General features: G+C 41.4%; 13 protein-coding genes and 1 pseudogene. 5 read left to right on the top strand and 9 right to left on the bottom strand.

Annotated features, from left to right (window positions below):
• Positions 1–260, top strand: a pseudogene (locus F1E73_RS03255) (DUF4870 domain-containing protein); the annotation flags it as partial.
• Between the two features lie 131 nt (positions 261–391).
• Positions 392–1774 (top strand): exonuclease domain-containing protein, encoded by a 1383-nt coding sequence (locus F1E73_RS03250; protein ID WP_150451081.1) that lies wholly within the window; start codon positions 392–394, stop codon positions 1772–1774.
• Between the two features lie 471 nt (positions 1775–2245).
• Here F1E73_RS03250 and F1E73_RS03245 read toward each other — a convergent pair whose 3' ends face one another.
• Positions 2246–3655: an MBL fold metallo-hydrolase gene (locus F1E73_RS03245; protein WP_150451080.1), complete on the bottom strand. Its 1410-nt coding sequence runs from the start codon at positions 3653–3655 to the stop codon at positions 2246–2248.
• A 160-nt stretch (positions 3656–3815) separates the two neighbouring features.
• Positions 3816–5543 carry a SulP family inorganic anion transporter gene (locus F1E73_RS03240; protein ID WP_086476107.1) on the bottom strand — a complete coding sequence of 576 codons (1728 nt, stop codon included), beginning with the start codon at positions 5541–5543 and terminating at the stop codon, positions 3816–3818.
• A gap of 350 nt (positions 5544–5893) precedes the next feature.
• On the opposite strand from F1E73_RS03240, the gene F1E73_RS03235 reads away from it, so the two are divergent.
• Positions 5894–6769, top strand: coding sequence for a 3-keto-disaccharide hydrolase (locus F1E73_RS03235; protein WP_086476106.1), 876 nt, complete (start codon positions 5894–5896; stop codon positions 6767–6769).
• A 101-nt stretch (positions 6770–6870) separates the two neighbouring features.
• Here F1E73_RS03235 and F1E73_RS03230 read toward each other — a convergent pair whose 3' ends face one another.
• From F1E73_RS03230 to F1E73_RS03210, 5 genes are all read right to left on the bottom strand, one after another.
• The gene (locus tag F1E73_RS03230; protein ID WP_150451079.1) at positions 6871–7503 is read right to left on the bottom strand and encodes a Crp/Fnr family transcriptional regulator; all 633 of its coding nucleotides are present in this window, start codon (positions 7501–7503) and stop codon (positions 6871–6873) included.
• 11 nt (positions 7504–7514) lie between these two features.
• Positions 7515–8294, bottom strand: a complete 780-nt coding sequence (locus F1E73_RS03225) for an aldose 1-epimerase (RefSeq protein WP_086476104.1) — start codon at positions 8292–8294, stop codon at positions 7515–7517.
• Positions 8295–8300: 6 nt separating this feature from the next.
• Positions 8301–9599 carry a M20/M25/M40 family metallo-hydrolase gene (locus F1E73_RS03220; protein WP_150451078.1) on the bottom strand — a complete coding sequence of 433 codons (1299 nt, stop codon included), beginning with the start codon at positions 9597–9599 and terminating at the stop codon, positions 8301–8303.
• A 23-nt stretch (positions 9600–9622) separates the two neighbouring features.
• The gene (locus F1E73_RS03215; RefSeq protein WP_150451077.1) at positions 9623–10603 is read right to left on the bottom strand and encodes a PLP-dependent cysteine synthase family protein; all 981 of its coding nucleotides are present in this window, start codon (positions 10601–10603) and stop codon (positions 9623–9625) included.
• A gap of 158 nt (positions 10604–10761) precedes the next feature.
• Entirely contained in the window at positions 10762–12003 is a 1242-nt protein-coding gene (locus F1E73_RS03210) for an ABC transporter permease (protein ID WP_150451076.1), read from the bottom strand.
• Positions 12004–12006: 3 nt separating this feature from the next.
• Here F1E73_RS03210 and F1E73_RS03205 point away from each other — a divergent pair, with 3 nt between their 5' ends.
• Positions 12007–13254, top strand: a complete 1248-nt coding sequence (locus tag F1E73_RS03205; RefSeq protein ID WP_150451075.1) for an exo-beta-N-acetylmuramidase NamZ family protein — start codon at positions 12007–12009, stop codon at positions 13252–13254.
• Here the strand turns inward: F1E73_RS03205 and F1E73_RS03200 are convergent.
• Together F1E73_RS03200 and F1E73_RS03195 are read right to left on the bottom strand one after the other, a co-directional pair.
• Entirely contained in the window at positions 13245–14096 is an 852-nt protein-coding gene (locus F1E73_RS03200; RefSeq protein ID WP_150451074.1) for a sterol desaturase family protein, read from the bottom strand. The two genes, F1E73_RS03205 and F1E73_RS03200, sit on opposite strands and share 10 nt — an antisense overlap.
• A gap of 255 nt (positions 14097–14351) precedes the next feature.
• Entirely contained in the window at positions 14352–14849 is a 498-nt protein-coding gene (locus tag F1E73_RS03195) for a YkgJ family cysteine cluster protein (RefSeq protein ID WP_150451073.1), read from the bottom strand.
• Between the two features lie 172 nt (positions 14850–15021).
• Here F1E73_RS03195 and F1E73_RS03190 point away from each other — a divergent pair, with 172 nt between their 5' ends.
• Complete coding sequence (locus tag F1E73_RS03190) at positions 15022–15738, top strand: class I SAM-dependent methyltransferase (protein WP_150451072.1); 717 nt, start codon at positions 15022–15024, stop codon at positions 15736–15738.
• Positions 15739–15777 lie beyond the last annotated feature (39 nt).

Below are 15777 nucleotides of genomic sequence, written 5' to 3'. Positions count from 1 at the left end.
TGAACTTTCAAATTTCATGGACTCTTTTGTTATTCCTGTATTACATAGCCGTATTTATATTCCTATTCCCAGCATCTAGACAAATTTTAGCAAGTATACTTCCCAACTTCGGCCCATTTTCCCCGTTTGGAGTGCTTACAATGCTTTTCCCTCCTTTACTTCTATATGCATATAATATCATTATCACCATATACAATACCATAAGAATTTATAAAAAGAAACCAGTTAAATACGGACCGGCCTTAGCTGTTTTAAGATAATTAAAACGAAAATATAAATTTGAAAATCTCGTATAGCGTAAAGCAACCAAAACTGAATAATTATCCAACACCCCAATTATCTGATCATTTTCCCATAACTTTATTGTCCTCCAAAAATTGGAACATAGTAGATGTACAGTATTATAGATATAGAAACCACTGGGAATGGTATTAAGGGCAATAAGATTACCGAAATCTCCATCTTCAATTTTGATGGAAGGGAGATTGTGGACGAGTTTACTTCCTTGGTAAATCCGGAATGCGAGATCCCCTACTTTATTACGGGCCTAACTGGGATAGACGACACTATGGTTAGGGATGCTCCCAAATGGGAAGAGATAGCCCAACTGGTTTTGGAAATGACCCAAGACACCATCTTTGTGGCCCACAGTGTCAATTTTGACTATAACGTAATAAAAAATGAATTTAGCAATATAGGAATTACCTATTCCCGGAAAAAACTCTGTACGGTGCGTCTTTCCCGAAAGTTGATACCCGGATTCAATTCTTATAGCTTGGGAAAATTATGTTCGGCCCTGAACATTCCCCTAACAGATCGGCACCGCGCTAGAGGGGATGCCCATGCCACGGTGTTATTGTTTAAGAAACTAATAGCTACTGAAGGGGCCGCTTCCGTTTTTAAAACCTTTCTAAATGCGCGGTCACAGGAAGGCACCCTCCCGCCAGACCTTCCAAAGGAAGCCTTTGAAAAACTTCCCAATGCTGCGGGGGTTTATTACTTTAAGGATCAAAAAGGAAGTATTATATACGTAGGAAAGGCCATTGATATTAAGAAGCGGGTTTTGGGACACTTTTACAACAAATCTAATAAGGAAGTCAGGCTCTGCAAGGCAACCCACGATATAGACTACGAACTTTCGGGTAGTGAGCTAGTGGCCTTGTTAATGGAATCTGAGGCCATCAAAAAACATTACCCCCAGTTTAACTCCAGTCAAAAACGGATTTCAAAAGAAGTTGCCGTTTTCTCTTATGAGGATAGAAATGGTATCCTCCACCTGGCCTACAATAATTTAAAACATGTCTCCAATCCTATTGCCACCTTTAGCACCATTGCCGATTGCAGGTCTTTTTTGGAGGAAATATGCCAGGGTCATGAACTATGTCCCAAATTTTGCCACCTTCAGGAAAACGCTGAAAGTTGTTCGCATTACAGTATTCGGAATTGTCGGGGGATTTGCCGGGGAAAGGAAGCTATAGTTACTTATAACGACAGGGTTAAGAGTGCCATTAAAGCGGAGAAAGAAAAAAACAAGAATATTATCATACCCGAAAAAGGGAGAACCCCCAACGAAAGAGCTTTTGTTTTACTTGCGGAAGGGCAGTATAAAGGGTATGGATTTATAGAAAAAACGGAACCTATCCAGGGTTTGGATGATTTGGAAAACTTTTTGGAACGGAAACGGGAAAATGTGGATACCAAAAGAATCATTAACTGGTACCTTAGGAAATTCCCTCATAGAAGCATCCCGCTTTCCCATCCTACCACACCGTGATTATACCAACTGGATTCATAGGACCACTGGGTCAATGTCCAGAAATTATTTCTTTTTACCGCTATATAAAAAAACAAGTACAACACCCACTAATGCTACGCAAACCACGCCAAAGATGGCGATCATTACCATACCGTTATTCCAATTGACTAAGGGTAGAAATTTCATCATGCTCTCTATTGTTACAATTTATAAAATGCTAAAATAGGAGCAGGTAGTTTCTAAAATCATGATTAATGTCAGTATCCTGAAATAATATATCATGTCTATATAATTTCCTAATATCAGTAACTATTTCCCTAGATAATACCGTTGTATTGGCAAACATTTATGGGCTGGAAAAATTATGATTTAACTACAACGTCCACACAAAGCACTCCCAGATTAAACAAGGATGCCCAATAATTTAGGTTGAACTACCTAATTACCGGGCATCATCTATTTATAAGTTAATTGCTTGTGAATTCCTATTTAGAGCGTGGTAGGACACACATAATCCGTAACGGGTATATCCGTCTTTTTTATGGCACCAAATCCACCTGCTACATCTATAAGATTGTGGATCCCCCTACTCTTGAGGATGGATGCCGCTATGACAGACCTATACCCACCAGCACAGTGAACATAGAAAGGCTCCTCTTTTGGAAATTCCGTCAAATATTTATTGATGTAATCCAAGGGGGTGTTATGGGCATCCACCACATGCTCCGATTGGAATTCGGTTTCTTTTCTAACATCAAAGACAGGAGCTTCTTTTTCGGCCAACGCGGTTTCCAACTCCTTGGCTGGGACGGAGCTAATGGTATCGTATTCCTTGCCCGCGTCTTTCCATGCTTGGAAGCTTCCCTCCAAATATCCGATAGTGGCATCAAAACCAACCCTAGATAAGCGTATAATGGCCTCTTCTTCCCTTCCTTTTTCGGTTACCAACAAAATTGGCTGTTTCACATCGGCTATCAATGCCCCCACCCAAGGTGCAAATCCGCCATCCAGGCCAATAAAAATAGACCTTGGAATATGTCCTTTTACAAAATCGCTCTGATGACGTACGTCCAAGATCACGGCATTAGTGGCATTGGCTGCTTCCTCAAACTGCTCGGGAGATAATGCAGTGGTTCCTTTTTTTAGGATTTCACCAATATCTGCATATCCCTCCTTGTTCATCTTCACATTTAATGGAAAATACTTTGGAGGTGGAAGTAGTCCGTCTGTAACCTCCTTAATAAACTCTTCCTTGCTCATGTCTGCTCTTAGGGCATAGTTCATCTTTTTCTGGTTACCTAGGGTGTCTACCGTTTCCTTCATCATATTCTTACCACATGCAGAACCTGCCCCATGTGCGGGATAAACGATTACCTCATCGTTAAGAGGCATTATTTTTTCCCTCAGACTATCGTACAAAATACCTGCAAGATCTTCTTGCGTCATATCTGCCGCCTTTTGTGCCAAATCTGGTCTTCCTACATCCCCTAAGAATAAGGTATCCCCGGAAAATATAGCATGGTCCTTACCATCCTTGTCCCTTAAGAGATAGGTAGTACTTTCCATGGTATGGCCTGGGGTATGCAGCACCTTTATGGTAAGCTCCCCCAAAGAGAATTCCTGCCCATCCTCAGCTATTATAGCCTCATAGGAAGGGTTGGCCATGGGACCATAAACGATGGGGGCCCCGGTTTCTTTGGATAGGGTAAGGTGTCCACTAACAAAATCGGCATGAAAATGGGTCTCAAAAATATATTTCACCTTGGCATTATCTTCTTTCACCCTGTTTAGATAGGGTTCTACCTCCCGAAGCGGATCAATGATAGCCACCTCTCCTTTACTTTCTATATAGTAAGCGCCCTGCGCCAAACATCCCGTATATATTTGCTCAATTTTCATCACACTCAATTTTATTACTTAATTAAAATATATTAAGGCCTACTTGCCCAATCCCATCCATACAAGCAGCACCTTCTAATTATGGTAGACAATTGCTTGCCACAATGATAACTGCCCCATATCCTAGCAAAAATAATAGATTTCTTTCACTTGCAGCCCTCTATTGATGGCCTAGGTTTTGGAAGGCCACCTTTTCCCTTAGAGCAGGAATGGCTTGGGGATCATCAAAATGATCTACGGCTTCTTTTATCCTTACAAAAAGGTAGGCTTTATCCAAGGAATCTACAATTTCACTATTAAAAATAATATCCCTTGTAGGCCCTATGGCCCCGGCAATATAGAATTGAATATTCATCTTATGGATTTCGCCGATCAGTTGCACCAGCATATTGGAGGCAGTTGCATCTATATAATTTATGGCTTCCGCATTTAGGATTACCGCTTTCAACTTAGGCCTTCTCACGTCAATAAATTTCAACATTTTCCTTTTAAAGTAGGAAGAGTTCCCAAAGTATAGTTGGGAGTCGAACCTAACAATCAATATATCCTCACGGACCTCCACCTCTTCCCCAAATCGGTCCACATTTCTATAGTAGTCCGAATTTCTAATTTTGCCCAAAACTGCAAAATGGGGCTTGGAAGATCGGTACACCATCAGCAATAATGCCAATAGGATCCCCATAAGTATTCCACTAACAATACCTACAAACAGCGTTACCAAAAAGGTGAGCGCCAATACAGAGAACTCGTCTTTATGCTGATTCCACAAATATTTGGGGTAGGATAGGTTAATAAGCCCAAATACCGAAACCATAATAATGGAGGCCAATGCCGCATTGGGCAGATAATAGAACAAGGGTGTTAAGAACAGGAGGGTAAGCACTACCATGGAGACACTAATTACCGAAGCGATAGTACTTTTCGCTCCCGCAACAAAATTAATGGCAGACCTAGAAAAGCTGGAGGTAACGGGATAGGCCTGAAAAAAGGACCCAATCATATTAGCACTCCCTAAGGCTACCAATTCTTGGTTAGGATCTATGGTTTCTTCCTTATTTTTTTCTTCAAATGCCTTGCCTATAGAAATGGCCTCCAGGTATCCCAAAAACGCTAAGGTTAATGCAATGGGCCATATCTGTGAAATCTTTTCCCAACTGATGTTGTGCATTTGAAAACTAGGGAGTCCGGCTGGCACTTCGCCCACCACTTTCACATGCTTTGCTTCCAGATCAAATAAATATACTACCAAGGTACTGAGCACCACTACCAGCAGGATAGCGGGAAACCGTTTAAACCATTTTTTAAAAAAGCTAATAATAAGAATCCCCGTAAGGCCTATTGCAAAATCGTAGAAATTAATGTTGCCCAAATTTTGCACGGCATTAACCACGAGTAGGTGAAATTTATTGTTATTGGCTATATCGGCACCCAGTAAATGTTTTAGTTGACTAAAAATAATGATTAGGGCTGCGGCGGAGGTAAAGCCACTTATTACGGGCTTGGACATAAAATTCACCAGAAATCCCATCCGCAGTAGCCCCAAGGAAAATTGAAAGAGTCCCACCATAAAGGATAGGAACAATGCCATGACAATATAATTTTCCAAGCCTGTAATGGCCAGGGTCCCCAATCCCGCAGCAACAAGAAGCGAATCCATTGCCACTGGTCCAACAGCTATTTGCCTAGAGGTCCCCATAACGGCATAGACCAGTACGGGAAACAAGGAAGCATACAGTCCGTATACGGGCGGTAATCCTGCAATCATGGCATAGGCCATCCCCTGTGGAACAAGGATTATCCCTACTGTGAGTCCGGCCACTATATCTTTCCTAAAATAGGATTTCTTATACTTTGGCAGCCAATCCAAGAAAGGGAAGAATTTTCTCATTTGACAAAATTAGTATTAAATACTTAAACGGAATGTAGCAATAGGCCCACAATTCTAATACAGCCAGATAATCTTACCACAATCTTTCTATAAAAATAACACCATTTTATTGGATAAGATGCTAGCCTTGGAATCTATTGGTATTAATGCCTTAGTCCCAATAAATTTTGATTCAGGAAAGAGGTTGATCCTAGCGTGCAGCAGTTAATGACCTTTCCTTATCTACCCCACCGTTTTGATAACAACTAGCCCAACTACCTAAGCTATCTCCTACGGTACCTAGGTATAATCACAGTATGTTTGACTAAAAACCCTATCTTGCGGCCGTGAATTTTGAAAAACCATTAAAGATGCGAAATTACCCTATAGTTATTCTGAGCTGTTTATTAGGCTTTGTATTTACCCAGTGCAGTACCGTTAAATCCGTTTCCCAGCAAAAGGACGATGGCTGGGTCCAAATGTTCAACGGAGAGGATTTGGAAGATTGGACCCCAAAAATCCATCATTACGAGGCAGGTGATAACTATGGGGATACCTTTAGGGTAGAAGACGGTATTATAAAAGTGCGCTACGATAAATACGAGGGGGATTTTAATGAGCGTTACGGGCATCTTTTTTACAACACTCCCTATTCCTATTACCATTTAGTGGTAGAATATAGGTTTGTGGGCGAACTCCATCCTGGGGCACCCGGCTATACCATAAAGAATAGTGGGGTTATGTTCCATTCTCAGGATCCTAACACCATTTTAAAGGAGCAAGACTGGCCCATTTCTGTAGAACTGCAGTTTTTGGCCGGTTTAGAAGAAGGTAAATCGCGCCCCACCGGAAACATGTGTTCTCCTGGTACCAACGTGGTTTATGAGGGAAAAATTGACCCACGTCACTGTATAAATTCCACTTCTAAAACCTATTATGGCGATCAATGGGTCCGTGCAGAGGCCATTGTACTAGGAAGTTCCTTAGTTACCCATATTGTTAATGGGGAGAAAGTATTAGAATATACCAATCCGCAGATTGGAGGTGGGGTAGCCAATAGGTACGACCCGGCCATTAAAATTGACGGAAAGCTTTTAAAAGAAGGGTTTATTGGCCTACAATCTGAAGGTCAGCCTATAGATTTCAGATTAGTTTCCATAAAAAACCTAAAAGGTTGTATGGATCCAAAAGCAAAAAACTATAAGGATTATTACATAGAACCCGCTCCGGAGGCGTGTACCTATTAACCTCCTCGGTTATATTTATTAAAAGCGCCTAGTGTTTTGGATAGTCCAAAGCAATAGGCGCTTTTAATTACAGTTACTCCGTACTGGGGATTGAATTGCAGTTATAGGTTCAGGATTTTTATATGATTGCGGTTTAGCTGAATATCTCCCTCTTTTTCCATCTTTTTTAGCAATCTGGATACCACCACCCGAGAAGTATGTAAGTCGTACGCAATTTCCTGATGGGTGGTATAAATAACATCATCCTGGGTTACTTTGGCCTTATCGCGCAGATGCTTTAGGAGTCGCTCATCCATTTTTAAAAATGCCAAGGAATCCACAGTTTCCATAAGCTCCATCATCCTGGAGTGGTAACTATCCAAGATAAAATGTTGCCAAGACTTATATTTCCCCATCCAGGATTCCATATATTCTACGGGGATCATCAAAAGTTCCGTGTCGGTTTCGGCCACTGCCCTAATTTCACTTTTCTTTCCCCCAAAACAACAAGAGAATGTCATGGCACAGGTATCACCACGTTCAATAAAGTAGAGTAACAGTTCATTGTGGTCATCATCTTCCCGCATCACCTTAACCGCACCTTGCAGCAGTAGAGGCATGGTTTGAACCACATCGCCGATATCCATCAACTTCTCCCCCTGCCCTATTTTCTTATAAATCCCTACATTTCTTATTTCCTCCAACAATTCCTCCTCAAAGAGATAGCTGTAATAACGTTCTAATGCATCCTTCATATTCCTTGACTTCAATTAGAGGGCTCCAACCTCACTAAAAATTTATTCTGACTGCTATTCAACTCCATAAAACCCGTATGCAATTGCGGCTGCTTTACATTATAGGGGTAGAAAGTAATAGGCTCTATACAAACCATGTTGGATACTTCCGTCCACAGCATAAAATGCCCAAATCCTTTGGTGTAGATGGTTAAGTTCTTTTCATCGGACAGGGTGATGGAGTTACAGTTTAGTACGGGGAGTGCCCTATTCCCTACTTCCAATATCTGCGCCAAGGAAATAGTTCTGTCTCCGGCGAGCACAACCGGTTCTGCAGTATGCAATTTAAAGGCAGGGTGATACCCCAACATAAATGGCATTCCCTCTTCCCCATTAATTTCAAATTGAATGTTTAATCCATCATCGTCCAGCGCAAAAGATTTTACAAATTGAAAGCTATAGGGCCAAGCCAAATATTCTTCGGTTGATTTATCTGGATATTTACTGTTTTTAACCAAGCTACCTGCCTCATATTTTTTAATAAAACTGGCGCTATGTTCGGTTTGTTGCAGTAGTTCATAATCCATTTCACGAAGTAGACCGTGTTGATCTTGAACGGCCACTCCTTCTGGGGTCTGTACCCTAAAATTTGCTTCTTGGGTAGGCCCTATTAGAGGAAACATCTCGGTATCCGAACTTCTCCATCCTGGACTTCCTTTCTGGTGGATATATTCGTGACCATCTACCTTATACCCTACCAATTCTCCTGCTTCTATAGCAACTATTTTCCCGTCTTTTTTTAAACTTAGCATCTATATCTATTGTTGTATTAATCTATATATCATTACGGCAGTACGTTTTGTAAGTGCCTCTATGGTGTTTAAGTTTACCGTCTCCTGGGGGGTATGCGCCCCAGACCCCATGGTTCCCAATCCGTCTAAACAGGCTACATATTCTGCCACGAAGGAAGTATCTGCAGCGCCTCTTTTTCCTGGATCGTAAGCTTCCACCTCCCCTTGACCCAAAGCCAGGCTCACCTCATTTAATTGCGCCAACAATTGTAGGTTTCCTTCCGTGGGGACCATAGCGGGATAGCTATCGGTAAAGGTTAATTTAGCGGAAGTATGTGGCAGGTTCTCGGCTGCGATCTGCCTCATTTTCTCACGGGCATTTTCTTTTTGCTCTTCCGATATAAAGCGGAGCCCTCCTTTTGCAATGGCCGATTGTGCCACTACATTGCTTTTCCCAAAGGCTGTTCCACTCCCTGTCTTGGCATCGTATTCCAAAAAGGTCCCTCCCATCATGATACCAGGATTAAAGGTTAAAAACTCCTCACCTCTTACCTCATTATAAAATCCGTTTAGAATACGAGACATTTCAAAAATTGCACCCGCCCCTACCTTATCGCTAAAAATTCCGGAGGAGTGAGCGCGATTTCCGGTTACCTCCAACTCCCATCCAGAGGAACCCCTACGAGCTACCGTGGCATAGTTAAAACCTGTAGAGGTTTCAAATCCCAAGGCAATATCGCTACGTTTGGCAGCATCAATCAAATCCTTCCTACTAATTTCCAAGGGTTTCCCAGTACTTTCCTCATCTCCGGTAAAGGCCACAATAATCTGGGCGTTGTCCAAAAGTCCTTGTTGATGTAGCGCCTTTAGGGCATACAAAATTATAACGTTGCCCCCCTTCATATCATTTCCCCCTGGGGCATGGGCAATACTATCATTTACCATGGTGAAAGTCTGAAAGGGACTGTCCTCCTCAAAAACTGTATCCAAATGTCCAATAAGCAACAATTTTTTTCCTTTATTCCCCGATGTTTCTGCAAATAAGTGTCCGGCTCTATTCATTTCTTCCGGCATAGAAATCCAGGAAGTCTTAAAATTTATATTATCAAAGGCGTCCCTGAATACCATTCCCACCTCTTTAACCCCTTCTTTATTTAGGGTACCACTATTGATGTTGACCACCTTTTTTAAAAAATCTATAGCTTCGGTATTATTGGACTCCACAGTGCGCACCAATTTTTTCTCTACTCGGGAGAGCTTTTGGGCATTTACCGAAAAACCTATAACACACATAAGTGCAAGGGCGAGCATTCCATTCCAAGTCATAATTAGTAGTATTTAGTGGTTAATTATTTCAAAAATCCTTTTTCACGCATCCATGTATCATTAAAGATCTTGCCAACATACCTGCTGCCATGGTCATGGAAGAGAACTACCACCACGTCTTTCTTGGTAAAGTGATGGGCCAATTGCAGGACTCCTTTTATGGCAGCCCCTGCAGAATTCCCTAGAAACATGGCTTCTTCCAATGCCAACCGCCGTGTGTAGAGGGCAGCATCCTTATCGGTAACCTTTGTGAATCCGTCAATAATATTAAAATGGACATTTTCCGGTAAAATATCCTCCCCTATCCCTTCCGTACTATAGGGATAAATCTCGTTGGGGTCAAAGATACCTGTTTCATGATATTTTTTATATACGGACCCATAGGTATCTACTCCCCAAACCTTGATTTCTGGATTTTTCTCCTTTAAATAGGTCCCTACGCCAGAAATAGTGCCTCCTGTTCCCACCCCTACCACAAAATGGGTAATCTTCCCCTCGGTCTGCTCCCATATTTCTGGACCTGTACTAAGATAATGTGCTTTGTAATTGGAGGGATTGTCATATTGATTTACGTACCAGGAATTGGGGGTTTCCGCTGCCAATCGTTTTGCGGTAGAATAATAACTTTTTGGATCTTCGGGAGCTACGTTGGTGGGACAAACGTGTACTTCACTGCCCAATGCCCTAAGAATATCCACTTTTTCCTTGGATTGCTTATCACTGATAACGCAGATCATTTTATAGCCTTTTATAATGGCCACCAAGGCTAGCCCCATTCCCGTATTTCCTGAGGTGCTCTCAATAATTGTCCCTCCTGGCTTCAGCAAACCCGAAGCTTCCGCATCCTCTATCATCTGCAGAGCCATACGGTCCTTTACCGAATTACCCGGATTAAAGGTTTCATTTTTTGCAAGCACTATGCAGGGCAAATTTCCCGTTATCCGGTTTAACCTAATTAAAGGGGTGTTGCCGATGGTTCCTAGTATATTCTCTGCGTATTTCATATACTATAAAGATAATAGATTATTAAAGGAACCACAATTAGCCCAAACCAATCTATAGTAAAGGGAGAAGTTAAGGAAACACACATCCCGATATTCTTGGGATGAACACCTAAATTACACCAGTGAAAAACACTGAAATGTAGCTACTTCCTGGAGGGTTATTCGAATTTAATGGCTTTTACCGGCGCTATTTTAGTAATAACATAGGAGGGAATTAACAGCATCAACAGACACAGAAACAATACCCCAACATTTAAGGCCAATACCATCCAAACATCTATATACACAGGAATATAATCTATATAATACTCCTTGGGATTAGGAAATTTCAACAACCTAAATTTGTATTGCAAGCCAATAATCCCGAGGCCGATAATATTCCCCAATAACAATCCCACTCCTATGAGATAGCTGGCATTGTAGAGGAATATTTTTCTTATGCTCCAATTGGAAGATCCCAGTGCTTTCAATATCCCGATCATCTGCGTTCGTTCCAAAATAAGCACTAGAAGGGCCGTAATCATATTAAATCCGCCTACGATAATCATAATTCCAATGATGATAGCGATATTGAGATCGAAGAGGCCTATCCATTCAAAAATCCTAAAATACTTCCCTTGTATGGTCTGCGTATCCAAATCGGACAAAGTTTTCCCATAGATTTCCCTTGCCTTGACTTCCATTTCGTCAAAATCATCCAGGAATATCTCAAAATTCCCTACCTCGTCCTGGCTCCATTTATTCATATGGCGAATATGGCGGATATCGATAAAGATATAGGAAGCATCTAGCTCCTCAAAACCACTATCATAGATACCTGTTATGGTAAATTTTCGTTGATTTGGCATTTTAGACTCATCGTCTTCCTTAAAAAAAATGGCTACAAAGGAATCGCCCGTTTTAAAATGAAGTCGATTTGCCAGCACTTGGGAAATTAACACTTCCTCATTTAGGTCCTCGGCATAATTAGGTAGGTTTCCATCGACTAAAAACTCTTTAAACACCTCCCAGTTATAATCTTTACCCACTCCCTTGGCAATTATTCCCTCAAAGGTTTCCTCGGTTCTAATAATGCCAGCTTTGGTAGCCACCCCCTGAATGTGCTGAATACCGCTAACAGATTTAAATTCTGGATAGAAATCCTGGTTTAGGGAAACGGGAACCACGGAGACATCCGAGTTATTATTGTCATAGTTATAAATCTGGATATGCCCATTAAAGGCAGCTACTTTCTCCCTAATCTTATGCTTTAATCCCACGCCAGTAGCAATTGCCACCAACATCATAATCACCCCCAAAGTAATTGCTGCAATGGCAATTTTTATTATTGGTGCAGATATGCTAATTTTATGCTCTTTTGCAGTAACCAGCCGCTTGGCAATAAAAAATTCTAAATTCAAATTATGGCAATTTTTTCCGTCTTCAAAAATACTGTTTTATTATTGGTTTTTATAGTATCTTCTTGTGGAAACCCCTCCAAGTCTAACAACAAGGATCAAGGCGCTCATATGAGTACCGCCTCTTTGGAAAACGAACCTCCTATCATTGTAGGTGCCAACCGCACCGAAGAATACCTTCCCTTACTAAAGGGGAAGAAGGTTGCCGTGGTAGCCAATCAGACCAGCGTACTCTTTAAGGATACGGAGCCATTGACCTATACGCACATTGTGGACTCCCTACGAGCTTTGGAGGTAGATATAAAACACGTCTTTGCTCCGGAACACGGTTTTAGGGGCGAAGCCGATGCGGGTGAAAAGGTAACCGATGGGAAGGACGAAAAAACGGGCCTACCCATTATCTCGCTGTATGGAAGCAATAGAAAACCCACTGAGGAGCAATTACAGGATATAGACATTGTTCTTTTTGACATACAGGATGTAGGAGTGCGATTTTACACCTATATCGCTACCATGCAATTGGTAATGGAAGCCTGTGCCGCGCAAAACATCCCAGTTATTGTACTAGACCGCCCCAACCCCAACGCACACTATGTAGACGGCCCTACTATGGAAACTAAGCACCGCGGATTTTTGGGGTTAACCAACATCCCACTAGTATATGGAATGACGATTGGAGAATACGCCAAAATGATTAATGAGGAGGGGATGATGGAAAACCAAGCCAAGGTAGACCTTACGGTAATTACGCTGGAAAACTACCATCGCAACAAGGACTATCTTCTTCCCATTAGGCCATCGCCTAACTTACCTAATAACACCTCCATTTATTTATACCCGAGCCTAGGTTTCTTTGAAGGCACCAATATAAATGCCGGACGGGGAACGGAGTTTCAGTTTCAGCGATACGGGGCACCGTTTCTGGACAGCACCCAATACAGCTTTTCCTATACTCCTGCTCCTAATTTTGGCGCTAAATCCCCCAAACACAATGGGGAAGTTTGTTACGGGAAGGACCTATCACAAATGCCAAAAATGGATAAGGTTGATTTAAGTTTTTTATTGGATGCCTACAAAAACAGTACGGACAAGACAAAGTTCTTTCTTACTAGCGGTTTTACACGACATGCAGGAACCGAGAAACTACAGCAACAGATAGAAGCAGGCCTCTCTCAGGAAGAAATAAAAGCTAGTTGGCAGGAAGACATCAGCAATTTTAAAAAAGTTAGAGCAAAATACCTGATCTACGATTGAGAAGGCGATTTTAAACCTGCCTCTTTGGGAGCTTTATAAGCTTTAAAGGGAATTTGCATCAGTAAGCCAATATTGGAATTTTCCTTTTCATTGAAATAGGTATCCACTCCGTATACGATTTCATCCTTAGGAAGTTTTAAAAAGGTCCCAAAGAGTCGGTCCCAAAGGGAGAAGATATTTCCATAATTACTGTCTGTATAGGGTAGTTTATAATGGTGGTGCACCTTGTGCATATCTGGGGATACAAATACCCAACTAAGCGCATTGTCCAATTTTTTGGGTAGGGCAATATTGGCATGGTTAAATTGAGAAAACAGTACCGAAAGTGCCTGATAGATCATAATGATGGCTACGGGCGCTCCCACTATAAAGGCTCCAAAGCAGGTAAATGCAAATCGCACTACGCTCTCCCCCGGATGATGCCTATTGGCCGTTGTGGTGTCTACCTGATGATCTGTATGATGGATGATATGGAATCCCCATAACAACTTCACTTTGTGCTCTACCCAATGAGCCAGCCATGCCCCTAATAGATCCAACAACAACACCCCTAAAAAAATAGTTGCCCAGAGTGGCATTACAGGCAACCATTGAAGAACCCCAAAATTATTTTCGAGGGTCCAATCACTGGTTTTTAACAGCAAAAAAGCCAAGGGAAAATTTACTAGAATGGTGGTTAAGGTAAAGAAGATATTAACCCCAGCATGCTTAATCTTTTTGTATTTAAGCTGAAATAAGGGGACTATATATTCTAGAATCCAAAAAAATGCTATTCCCGAAACCAAAATTACACTTCTATGGGCCGGGGGGATCGTTTCAAAATAACTATAGATACTTTCCATGTACTAAAAATACAAAATAATTCTTATGGAGAACATGGCGATAAACTACTCATAAACAAACATCTACCACCAAGAGAAGCACATAGCATATAGCACAATTGGTTCCCCTAAACGGAAAAATTATGAAGAAACTCCCTCATTATCGTTGAGTGGCTAAGCTTGCTAGAAAATATAAATAAAGCATTAACCTCTTCTAAGAACTGGCACCTCTCCACTATACAGACAACTAGTTTAGGAGGGGAGATAAGGGGCCGATTATTTTTTTGCAAGTCTTTTTTTCATCTCCTCTACAATGTTGTATGCTGCCGGACAAATAACCACGTTTTTTAGGGTAAGGTTACTTATTTGATGAAATTTTTTTCTATTGGTGTGCGGAAATTCCCGACAAGCCTTTGGTCTCACGTCGTAGATGGAACAGTAATTATCGGCTCCCAAAAAGGTACAGGGAACACGTTGCAATACATAATCCTGTTCCTCGTCTACGCGCAAATAGGTCTCCACAAACTTTTGGGGCTTCATCCTAAAATGTTTGGATATCCTTTCTATATCATTATTGGTAAACAGGGGCCCCGTTGTTTTACAACAATTGGCACATTCCAAGCAGTCTGTGCGCTGAAATTCTTCCTCGTGCAAATCCTGCATAATATAATCTAAATCCTTTGGTGGCTTTTTACGGAGCTTAGCAAAGAATTTCCGATTCTCATTATGTTTCTCCTTGGCGAGCTTTGGGAGTTGTTCTATAGTGTTTTCCAAAATGGCATTGTTTTAGGCCTATTTAAAAATGGTTTATGGTAATTGACCGAACCGGTTTATGGTATCTGGACTAACTAGCTCCCCACTTAAAAATAAATTCCTCAAAATTATTAAAAGTCGACCCCAAATACATATAAAAACCTCATTTTTGCATGGAAATGCTATAAATAAAATGAACAAGGACATCTTAGGCAGCGCTGTACTGGACTATCAAAACGGAAATTATTCCGAGGATATTAAGACCTATTCCTCTTTGGAAGAGGAAGACAGCATTCCTGTCCCCTATCTTTTTAGGAACTACAAACAGATGCCCGCCTTGGAAAAGGAGGCCTTGAAACGTTGTAAGGGAAACATCTTGGATATTGGATGTGGTGCAGGAAGCCATAGCCTCTATTTACAAGAACAGGGACATCTGGTAACGGCGCTAGATTATTCCCCAGCCGCTGTGGAAACCTGCAAACTGAGAGGGCTAAAACAAGTAATGCTGTCAGATATCCTAGAAGTAAAGAATCAGAAGTACGACACCCTGTTGATGCTGATGAACGGGATTGGCATAGTGGGAAAACTAAATAAGATAGATGCCTTTTTAAAGCACTTAAAATCCTTGCTAAAGTCTAACGGGCAAATTCTTCTAGACTCCAGTGACATCATATATATGTACGAGGAAGATGAGGATGGAGGCTATTGGATTCCGGAGGATCAAGATTACTATGGGGAGGTCACCTTTGTAATGGAATACAAAGGCCAGAAAAGTGACCCCTTACCGTGGTTGTACATCGATTTTAACACCTTACAGCGAGCGGCTCATGCAAATAACTTATCTTGCGAACTGGTATATGAGGGTGCTCATTTTGATTATTTAGCAAAACTCACCTTTTTGGAATCATAGACCTCCAGTATTGTAATACAAGACACCCCTTATTAAATT

This window comes from Arenibacter lacus, assembly GCF_008711145.1.
Lineage (GTDB): Bacteria > Bacteroidota > Bacteroidia > Flavobacteriales > Flavobacteriaceae > Arenibacter > Arenibacter amylolyticus.
Note: the sequence above shows the minus strand (reverse complement) of the source record. Positions and strands in the feature narration are given on the sequence as shown.

What these genes read in the sequence shown, in the direction of transcription:
- F1E73_RS03205 (WP_150451075.1), top strand. Translation starts at nt 12,007, where the DNA reads ATGGCAATTTTTTCCGTCTTCAAAAATACTGTTTTATTATTGGTTTTT.
- F1E73_RS03190 (WP_150451072.1), top strand. Translation starts at nt 15,022, where the DNA reads ATGAACAAGGACATCTTAGGCAGCGCTGTACTGGACTATCAAAACGGA.
- F1E73_RS03230 (WP_150451079.1), bottom strand. Translation starts at nt 7,503, where the DNA reads ATGAAGGATGCATTAGAACGTTATTACAGCTATCTCTTTGAGGAGGAA.
- F1E73_RS03220 (WP_150451078.1), bottom strand. Translation starts at nt 9,599, where the DNA reads ATGACTTGGAATGGAATGCTCGCCCTTGCACTTATGTGTGTTATAGGT.
- F1E73_RS03225 (WP_086476104.1), bottom strand. Translation starts at nt 8,294, where the DNA reads ATGCTAAGTTTAAAAAAAGACGGGAAAATAGTTGCTATAGAAGCAGGA.
- F1E73_RS03240 (WP_086476107.1), bottom strand. Translation starts at nt 5,543, where the DNA reads ATGAGAAAATTCTTCCCTTTCTTGGATTGGCTGCCAAAGTATAAGAAA.
- F1E73_RS03200 (WP_150451074.1), bottom strand. Translation starts at nt 14,096, where the DNA reads ATGGAAAGTATCTATAGTTATTTTGAAACGATCCCCCCGGCCCATAGA.
- F1E73_RS03250 (WP_150451081.1), top strand. Translation starts at nt 392, where the DNA reads ATGTACAGTATTATAGATATAGAAACCACTGGGAATGGTATTAAGGGC.
- F1E73_RS03235 (WP_086476106.1), top strand. Translation starts at nt 5,894, where the DNA reads ATGCGAAATTACCCTATAGTTATTCTGAGCTGTTTATTAGGCTTTGTA.
- F1E73_RS03245 (WP_150451080.1), bottom strand. Translation starts at nt 3,655, where the DNA reads ATGAAAATTGAGCAAATATATACGGGATGTTTGGCGCAGGGCGCTTAC.
- F1E73_RS03215 (WP_150451077.1), bottom strand. Translation starts at nt 10,603, where the DNA reads ATGAAATACGCAGAGAATATACTAGGAACCATCGGCAACACCCCTTTA.